This is a genomic window from Paucidesulfovibrio gracilis DSM 16080 (assembly GCF_900167125.1).
Lineage (GTDB): Bacteria > Desulfobacterota > Desulfovibrionia > Desulfovibrionales > Desulfovibrionaceae > Paucidesulfovibrio > Paucidesulfovibrio gracilis.
This window is the reverse complement of the sequence record NZ_FUYC01000037.1, coordinates 1-8,434: the sequence shown is the minus strand read 5'-3', so window position 1 is coordinate 8,434 and position 8,434 is coordinate 1. Positions and strand designations below refer to the sequence as shown.

The following is an 8,434-nucleotide window of genomic DNA, read 5'->3' as shown; positions in this document are numbered from 1 at the left end:
TAGCTCCAGGCCTGCGGCCTGTCGCGGGTATCGTTTTTTTGTTTTGTTTCATCTCCCCCTTTCCCCCTCCTCAAAAGCAAAGGAACGGCCGGAGCCGTTCCTTTGCTTTTGGGGGCGCACCGTTGCCGCGAGTTTCGGGAGGGCGAAGCCATCCCGGAAATCGCGGCAACATGAGATCACGCTGCCGCGCTGCTCCGTCTGCCCACGCCCAGACGTCCTCCCGCCGCATGCCCCCGGCCGCGCGCAAGCGCGAGACCGGTAAATGGGGGTCCAGGGGGCCGCGGGCCTCCTGGCCGCCGGAGGCAATGCCTTTCTAGCTGGCCATTACTCTCCCAACAGCGCGTTCACCAACGCGGGGATGGTGTAGTCTTCGGGCTGCAAATCCGCATCAAATCCATGTTTTTGGAGGGTTTGGGCTGTGATGGGACCGATGCAGGCCAACTTGGCCTTGTCCGGATGCGCGGCCTTGTATTCCCGTAGCCGATCCGCATCCACCAGGGTGAAAAAGTTGTCCACAGTGCTGGAGCTGGTAAAGGTCACGTAATCCAGCTTGTCCTGATCCATGGCCTGGAGAATCTCCGCATCATCGGCCTGGGAAAGCATGGTCTCGTACACGGGCAGCACCTGCACTTCGGCACCGGCCTTGACCAGCTCTTCGGGCAGCACTTCCCGGGCCACCTTAGCGCGGGGAATGAGCACCTTTTTCCCGGCGATGCCGCGTTCGAGCAAGCCGGAAACCACGTGCTCGGCTACGTATTTTTCAGGTACAAAATCCGGATTTATGCCCCGTTCACGCAGGGCGTCTGCCGTGGCCGGGCCAATGGCCGCCACCTGGAGTCCGCCGAAGACGCGGGCATCCAGACCAATTTCCCGCAACTGGTTCCAGAAGTGTCTGACCCCGTTCACCGAGGTGAAGATCACCCAATCCTGCATGGGCAGACGGAGAATAGCGTTTTCCACCACTTCGTAACTGTCCAGAGGCTGAATGCGGATGGTGGGGAATTCATAGACATGGGCGCCGTGGTCGGCAAGGGTTCGCACCAATCCGCTGGCCTGTTCCCGGGCGCGGGTCACGACCACGCCCTTGCCGAGCAGGGACCGTTTTTCAAACCAGGCCAGCTTGTCGTGCAGGCTGCAGACCCCGCCCACCACAATGATGGAAGGCGCTGCAAACCGGCGGCGCTCGGCTTCCGCGGCCACGCTGTCCAGGGTGGACACGAAGCTTTGCTGTTCGGCGCGGGTTCCCCAGCGCACCAGGGATACGGGGGTCTTGGGATCCCGCCCGCCCTTGATGAGTTTTTCCGCGATCATGGGCAGATTTTTCACGCCCATATAGAAGACCAAGGTGCTGGTGCTCTGGGCGTACACGTCCCAATTGTGGCCGCTCTGCTCCTTGGTGGGATCCTCATGGCCGGTGATGAAGCAGACGCTGGTGGTGTGGTCGCGGTGCGTCACGGGAATGCCCGCATAGGCCGGGGCAGCCACGCCCGCGGTGATGCCGGGCACCACCTCGAAATCCACGCCCGCTTCCACCAGTTCTTCGGCTTCTTCGCCGCCGCGTCCGAATACGAACGGATCCCCGCCCTTAAGCCGGGCCACGGAACGGCCGCTCCGGGCTTTTTCCACGATGAGTTCGTTGATCTTATCCTGCGGCAGGGTGTGGTCCCCGCCTTTTTTGCCCACGTAAATAATCTCCGCGTCCGGGCGGGCGTATTCCAAGAATTCCTTGTTGGCGAGGTAGTCATAGACCACCACGTCACAGGTTTCGATGAGTTGTTTGGCCCGCACCGTAAGCAGGCCGGGATCGCCGGGTCCGGCGCCGATGAGATACACTGTGGACATGGGTTCGCTCCTCCGGCGTTGTCGGGTTCGCACGCGGCGTTCAGCCTGGTTGCCTTGCACGGATCCGCCCCGGGCGCAGGATGGGGATCAAGGCCCGGGGCTGATCATCGGCTCGGCATGCCGCGAAACGGCCCGAGATTGGAATCGGTGCTATTGCATCACGCTCTGAATGCGCTCACGCAGGGCCGCGAGCTTGTCGCGTTCTTCCCGCATGGTGTCGCGCTTGGCTTTTTCCTTTTCAACCACTTCGGCCGGGGCATTGTTCACAAAGCCCTGGTTGCCGAGCTTCTTTTCCACTCCGCCGAGGTCTTTTTCCAGCTTGGTGAATTTTTTGTCCAAGCGGGCCAATTCCGCTTCAAAATCCACCTTGCCTTCCAGCGGCATGTAGATTTCATTGCCGCGCACCACAGCGGAACCGGACGCCTTGGGCGCGGTCAGATCGGGCCGGGCCTCCACATTGTCGATGCGGGCCAGGAAGCGGATCAGCTCGGTATTGACCTCAATCACGGTCTTATCCTGGTCGGAAACCGTGCGCACGAGCATATCCAGCTTGACCTGCGGCTCGATGTGCAGTTCGGTGCGGATGTTGCGGGCTGCGGAAACAATGCCCTGGAACAGTTCCATGGCCTCCACCACCTCGGGGCGGCGGCACTCCTCGCGGCGAACAGGGGACGGAGCCGTGGCGATGTCCTCCACCGGGGTGCCGGGCAGCACGGACCAGATTTCCTGGGTCACGAACGGCATGACCGGATGCAGCAGGGTCAGGGTCTCGGCCAGCACCGTGCGCAACACTTCCTGGGTCGCGGCCTTGGCCTGCTCGTCCTCGCCATAGAGGGCGGGCTTGATCATCTCCAGGTACCAGTCGCAGAACTCGTTCCAGATGAAACGGTACATGGTCTGGGCGTATTCGTTGAAGCGGTAGCTTTTCAGCGTCCGGTCCACCTCGTCCTTGACCTCTTCGATGCGGTGCAGAATCCACTGGTTGGCCAGGCCGGAAGCCTGGGCCACGTCCGGGGTCTGCTCCGGCGCCTGCTCGGGCAGATTCATGAGCGCGAACCGGGCCGCGTTCCAAATCTTATTCACAAAGTGGCGGTAGCCTTCGATACGGGCTTCGGAAAGCTTGATGTCCCGGCCCATGGCCGCGAAAGCGCACAGCGTGAAGCGGGTGGAATCCGTGCCGTACTTGTCCACCATCTCGATGGGATCAATGACGTTGCCCGTGGACTTGGACATTTTCTTGCCGTTCTCGTCGCGCACCAGGGCGTGGATATACACGTCATGGAAGGGGATCTCATCCATGAATTGCAGCCCCATCATCATCATGCGCGCCACCCAGAAGAACAGGATGTCGAACCCGGTGATGAGCACGGACGTGGGATAGAACGTTTCCAGCTCGCGGCTCTTGTCCGGCCAGCCCATGGTGGAAAACGGCCACAAAGCCGAGGAGAACCAGGTATCGAGCACGTCCTCATCTTGGGAGAGATTCGAGGAACCGCACTTGGTGCAGGTGGTGGGATCGGTCTCGGCCACGATCAGTTCGCCGCACTCCTCGCAGGTCCAGGCCGGGATGCGGTGGCCCCACCAAATCTGGCGAGAGATGCACCAATCGCGAATATTGTCCAACCACTCATAATAGGTCTTGGTCCAGTGCTCCGGGTAAATCTGGGTTTTGGACGGCACAGCGGCCCGGGCCTTTTCCGCCAGTGGCTTCATGGACACGAACCACTGCGTGGAAACATGCGGCTCGATCACGGACTTACAGCGATAGCACACGCCCACTTTATGTTCGTGTTCCTCAATGCGCACCAGGTGTCCGGCGGTTTCCAGCTCTTCAAGAATCAGCTTGCGCGCTTCAACCGCGGACAGACCTTGGTACTGCTCGGGTGCGTTCTCGTTGATGTTGCCGTCCTCGTCCAGCACGGAAAGCACGTCCAGGCCGTGTTTGCGGCCCAGTTCCCAGTCGTTCATGTCGTGCGCCGGGGTGACCTTCAGGCAGCCCGTGCCGAATTCGATGTCAACGTATTTGTCCCCGATGATGGGCAATCGGCGACCCACCAACGGCAGCACGGCCTCCTTGCCGATAAGCTGGTTGAAGCGGTCGTCCTCGGGGTTCACGGCAATGGCGGTATCCGCCAGCATGGTTTCCGGGCGCGTGGTGGCGATGGTCAGATCGCCGGAGCCGTCGGCCAGCTCGTACCGGACATAGTGCAGCTTGCCGGGTTTCGGCTCGTGCTCCACTTCGTCATCGGCCAGGGCCGTGTGGCAGCGGTTGCACCAGTTGATGATGTAATCGCCCTTGTAGATCAAACCGGCCTTATACAGCTCCACAAAGACCTTGCGCACGGCTTTGGCGCGCTGGTCGTCAAAGGTGAAGCACTCCCGTGTCCAATCCACGGACGCGCCCATGCGCCGGATCTGATTCAGGATGGTGCCGCCCTTGTCCTCACGCCAGGTCCAGACACGCTCCAAAAATTTTTCCCGTCCCAGGTCGTCGCGGGTCAAACCTTCTTTCTTCAACTCGCGCTCCACCACATTCTGGGTGGCGATGCCCGCGTGGTCCGTTCCCGGAATCCAGAGCACCTTGCGGCCGCGCTGACGCTGGTAGCGGCACAGCACGTCCTGAAGCGTCAGGTTCAAGGCGTGGCCCATGTGCAAAACGCCGGTTACGTTGGGCGGCGGAATAACGATGGAATACGGATCGCCCTCGGCGTCCATGTCCGGCGTGAAGGTCCGGTTCGCTTCCCAGTGCTCGCTCCACTTCGCTTCCACATCCCCAGGCTCGTAGCCTTTGGCCAATTCGGGCTTGCCCATTCTCGCTCCTTGCAACGCAATACAATACGGTATGCCGACCCGCTTTTTCCAGCGGCGGGCCGGGAAGATCGACGCTCCCGCAGGGTGGTGCGGCGCAACTGCCGCTTGCCAGCATACGCCAACGCCTGATAGCGTCCGCACAATCACCTTTGGGGCATCGACATGTCAATCATCTACATCTATTGGGACGAATCGCACTTTTGGGGACTCATGGCCCGCCGAGCGCTGCTCTCCTGGGGAGTGCGGCACCGTTTCGTGCGAGGAAATGAGATAGCCCACGGACTGCTTGCTGACAACCCCCCCGACCTGCTCCTGGTTCCAGGGGGATGGGCGCGCGGCAAGGCGGACCGGCTCGGTCCCGACGGGTTGAATGCGGTACGGGATTATGTGCACGGCGGCGGCTCGTATCTCGGCTTTTGCGGCGGCGCGGGCCTGGCCCTGCGGGACGGCGGCCTGGGATTGTGTCCCTGGCAGCGACGCGGATTCACGGACCGGATGCAGCATTTTCTCTCCGGCCACGTGCTGATGAACTGCCTTGAAGACCATTCCCTGGTTCCCTTTGATCCCACAAGCCAACCCCTGCTCCCGGTCTGGTGGCCGGGCCGATTCGAGCCTGACGGCGGCGACGTTGACGTGCTGGCCTCCTACCTGGAACCCGGGCCGGATTTTTGGGTGGCGGATCTGGCATTGCGCAGCCTGCCCGAAGGAACCTTGACCGATTGGGAAGCCCTCTACGGTATGCGGGTGCGCCCGGCATTCCAGGGGCAGCCCTGCGTGCTGACCGGCACCTTCGGCAAGGGGCGATATGTGCTCAGCTACGCCCACCTGGAAACCCCGGCCTCCCCGGATGCCAACCAGTGGCTGGGACACCTGCTCTTACAGCTCGGCGGCATTGAGGTTCCCAAAACCACCCTCCCGGCCTGGGACGTTTCCGCCCTGCCTGTGGATCGCGATGACCCGGCCCTGTTGGATGCCCGGGACAGGCTTTTGCAACTGGCGCGTACCGGCGTGGACAATCTTCTGCTGTTCTGGCGCACGCCCTGGCTGCTGGGCTGGCGTCGCGGCCTGCCCGGTGCCGCCCTAAACAGCCTGCTCTGCATGGTCTGCGAAGCGCTGGCCGCGCCGGAAACCGAATCCGCACGCACCTACTGGCAGGAGCATGGACCGCGCTTTGCCAAACGCATGGCCCTGTTTTCCGAAGGAGTTACCGGGTATCTTCTGGCCGAACGCCTTTCCATGACCGCGTTCTCCTGCAATCAGGACGGCCTGCCCGGTCTGCGGGAACAACGCGCCGCCCTGTTCGGCCACCCTCCGGCTGGCGGCGGCATGCACGCTCAACTCATGCATACCCTGGAAGAACTGCTCTGGCGTCTGTAACAGCCTGGCCGGCGTCGCCAAACCCGTTGCCCAGCTCTGAAATTTGTTCGGTTCCCAGACAGTTTTTGCTTCCAGATCCCATCGGCTCCTGAACAGCCCGGGCGTTCTATTTTTCTGCCGTTGGATTCGCTCTTTGGCTCTGCTCCACGCGGTATTCCCCGCCGCTTCCCATGTCTTCCCCCCACCGCGGTGAACAATGCTCCACTCCCGTAGATGCTGTTTATTATTCGTTGAGTCCTTGGCATCAAAACACATTTTCTCCGACGCCGGTTCCGTTTTTCGCATATTCTGTTGCACTTGTTGCGAAAAACCAACCGATAGCGTAAATCTGACAAACGAGGGAAAGCTGGTGTAATCTGCGTGGGCATGTATGGCTGATAAGCAACAGGGCAATTCCAATCCAGGCCGACAAAATCCGGACGCCAAAGTTCGATTTTGCCTGTCCAAGGATGGACTAAAATTGGGTGTGAGTCGCTACCTCCCACCGGATGCCGGTGGTCGCGAACTCACGCCTTCGCTGCTGCGTCAGCAATTGCAGGCCGCCGGGGTCCGAATCGACCCGGTTCCCGGCGCCGCCGAACGCATTGTGGAGCTGATCGAAAACGGACAGGATTTTCGCAAGGTGGTGTTGGTACGCGGCACTCCTGCTGAAAACCCCTCGCATGGCCATATTCAGCCTCTTGGCGATCTCCGCATGCCGGTGTTCAGCGGCGACATCATCGCCCGAAAAATTTCGCCCACCCAGGGAAAGGCAGGTCAAACCATTGATGGCCGCGCCCTGGAACCAACCGAACACATCGACGGGAAATTGCAGGACGTGAAGGCCAAGGCAGGCGATAACGTCATCTTCGACCCCACAGAACAGACATTCACAGCCAAAGTCTACGGCATTGCTTCCATCCGGCACAATGTGGTCTCGGTCAAGCCCGCCCTGACCCTGGATGATGAAGCCATCTACGTGGTGGGAACCATCTACCACAAAGATGCCATGGGACAGGAAATTACGCCGGAACGGTTTCAGCCGGAATTGGAACGGCTCGGCGTGCTGGTTCCGCCCTCCTCGGAAAGTATCGAGGAAGCCCTGGACATCGCCAGGAGCACCCGCCGACTGCAACACAACATCGTCATTGCCCAAGGCAAAGAACCCATCCCCGGCAAGGACGGCTGGCTCGAAATTCTCGTGGAACGCGAAGTGGACGATTCGCGGGAAGACGACCAGGGACGCATTGATTACCGCCACCGGGCCAGCCTGCCCATGGTCAAACCAGGTGATATGGTGGCTCGTGTACACGAACCCGAACCGGGCATCGGCGGCATTGATCTCTACGACAAAACCATCCCGGCCAAAGGGGGCAAACGCCTTTCCGTCAGCCCCGGCCAGGGCATCCGCCGACGCGGTGCCGACGGGTTCGAAGCCGTTGAACAAGGCCTGCTGCTTTACGAAAAAGGCGTTCTGTGGGTTAGCCCCATTCTTGTGGTTAAACGCGACGTGGGGCTTGCTACCGGCCATGTCCAGGCGGAATTCGGCTCCGTGCACATCCAGGGAAGCGTTGGTGCCAACATGCGCGTCAGCGCTCCGGAAAGCGTGGTGGTGACCGATGCCGTGGAAAGCGCCAGAATCCAGGCCGGAGCCGATGTGGAAGTACGCGGCGGCATTCTTATGCCCGACGGCGGCTACGTCCGCGCCGGAGGCAAGGTCATGGCCCAGTTCGCCACCAATGCACGCATCGAGGCGGGCGGCGACGTGGTCATCGGCAACAACGTCACCAACGCCACCATTGAAACCCTTGGCTCCTTTTTCGCCGTCAAAGGCAAAGGCGTGGTCCAGGGCGGCACCATCACCAGCCATCATAACGTGGAAGTGAACGAACTCGGCACGGAAATTGGCGTTCCCACCACCGTGGTTATTACGCAACGGCGACGCAACAATCTGCCCGCCCTTAAAGCCCGCGGAAAAATCAAACGAGAACTGGAACGCATCGCCGAACGCATCGGCACCGGCGAACCCAAGGCCATCCTCCAGGCGACCCCGCCCGCTCGACGTGAAGCCATGGCCGAAGTACTCAAATACCGCTTGCGCCTTGAAAAACGATTTCAAAAAATCAATGAATTCATGAAAAAGGATACAAAAAAACGACGGGAAACCCTTTCACGCTGCCGCATCAAAGTACGACGGCGCATCCACCCCGGCGTGACCATTAAAATCGGCGGCCGCGTCCTGGCCGTGGACCGGACCATCGACCGTAGCCAGATTTATTGGGACCATGTTTCTAAGAGCATCTTGATTACCCACTTATGATCGTTCCATCTTGAGCCTTCGGCGACCAGGGGGAAAACCTTTCTGAAGAAAGGTTCTTCCCCCTGGACCCCCTTTCCAAAGACTTTTCCTTGCTCCAGGCCTGCG

The 8,434-nt window shown here is 60.7% G+C and carries 4 protein-coding genes; 2 read left to right on the top strand and 2 right to left on the bottom strand.

The window, feature by feature from the left end:
- Positions 1 to 324: 324 nt before the first annotated feature.
- Positions 325 to 1,842 carry a uroporphyrinogen-III C-methyltransferase gene (gene cobA, locus B5D49_RS14385; RefSeq protein WP_078718421.1) on the bottom strand — a complete coding sequence of 506 codons (1,518 nt, stop codon included), beginning with the start codon at positions 1,840 to 1,842 and terminating at the stop codon, positions 325 to 327.
- A gap of 150 nt (positions 1,843 to 1,992) precedes the next feature.
- The gene (locus B5D49_RS14380) at positions 1,993 to 4,653 is read right to left on the bottom strand and encodes a valine--tRNA ligase (protein WP_078718420.1); all 2,661 of its coding nucleotides are present in this window, start codon (positions 4,651 to 4,653) and stop codon (positions 1,993 to 1,995) included.
- A 162-nt stretch (positions 4,654 to 4,815) separates the two neighbouring features.
- Here B5D49_RS14380 and B5D49_RS14375 point away from each other — a divergent pair, with 162 nt between their 5' ends.
- Complete coding sequence (locus B5D49_RS14375; protein WP_078718419.1) at positions 4,816 to 6,030, top strand: BPL-N domain-containing protein; 1,215 nt, start codon at positions 4,816 to 4,818, stop codon at positions 6,028 to 6,030.
- Positions 6,031 to 6,496: 466 nt separating this feature from the next.
- A complete protein-coding gene (locus B5D49_RS14370) occupies positions 6,497 to 8,329 on the top strand; it encodes a FapA family protein (RefSeq protein WP_159447259.1) in 1,833 nt (610 codons plus the stop codon).
- Positions 8,330 to 8,434 lie beyond the last annotated feature (105 nt).

Bases quoted from the DNA above. Each gene is read 5' to 3' on its own strand.
- cobA (WP_078718421.1), bottom strand. From the start codon at position 1,842: ATGTCCACAGTGTATCTCATCGGCGCCGGACCCGGCGATCCCGGCCTG.
- B5D49_RS14380 (WP_078718420.1), bottom strand. From the start codon at position 4,653: ATGGGCAAGCCCGAATTGGCCAAAGGCTACGAGCCTGGGGATGTGGAA.
- B5D49_RS14375 (WP_078718419.1), top strand. From the start codon at position 4,816: ATGTCAATCATCTACATCTATTGGGACGAATCGCACTTTTGGGGACTC.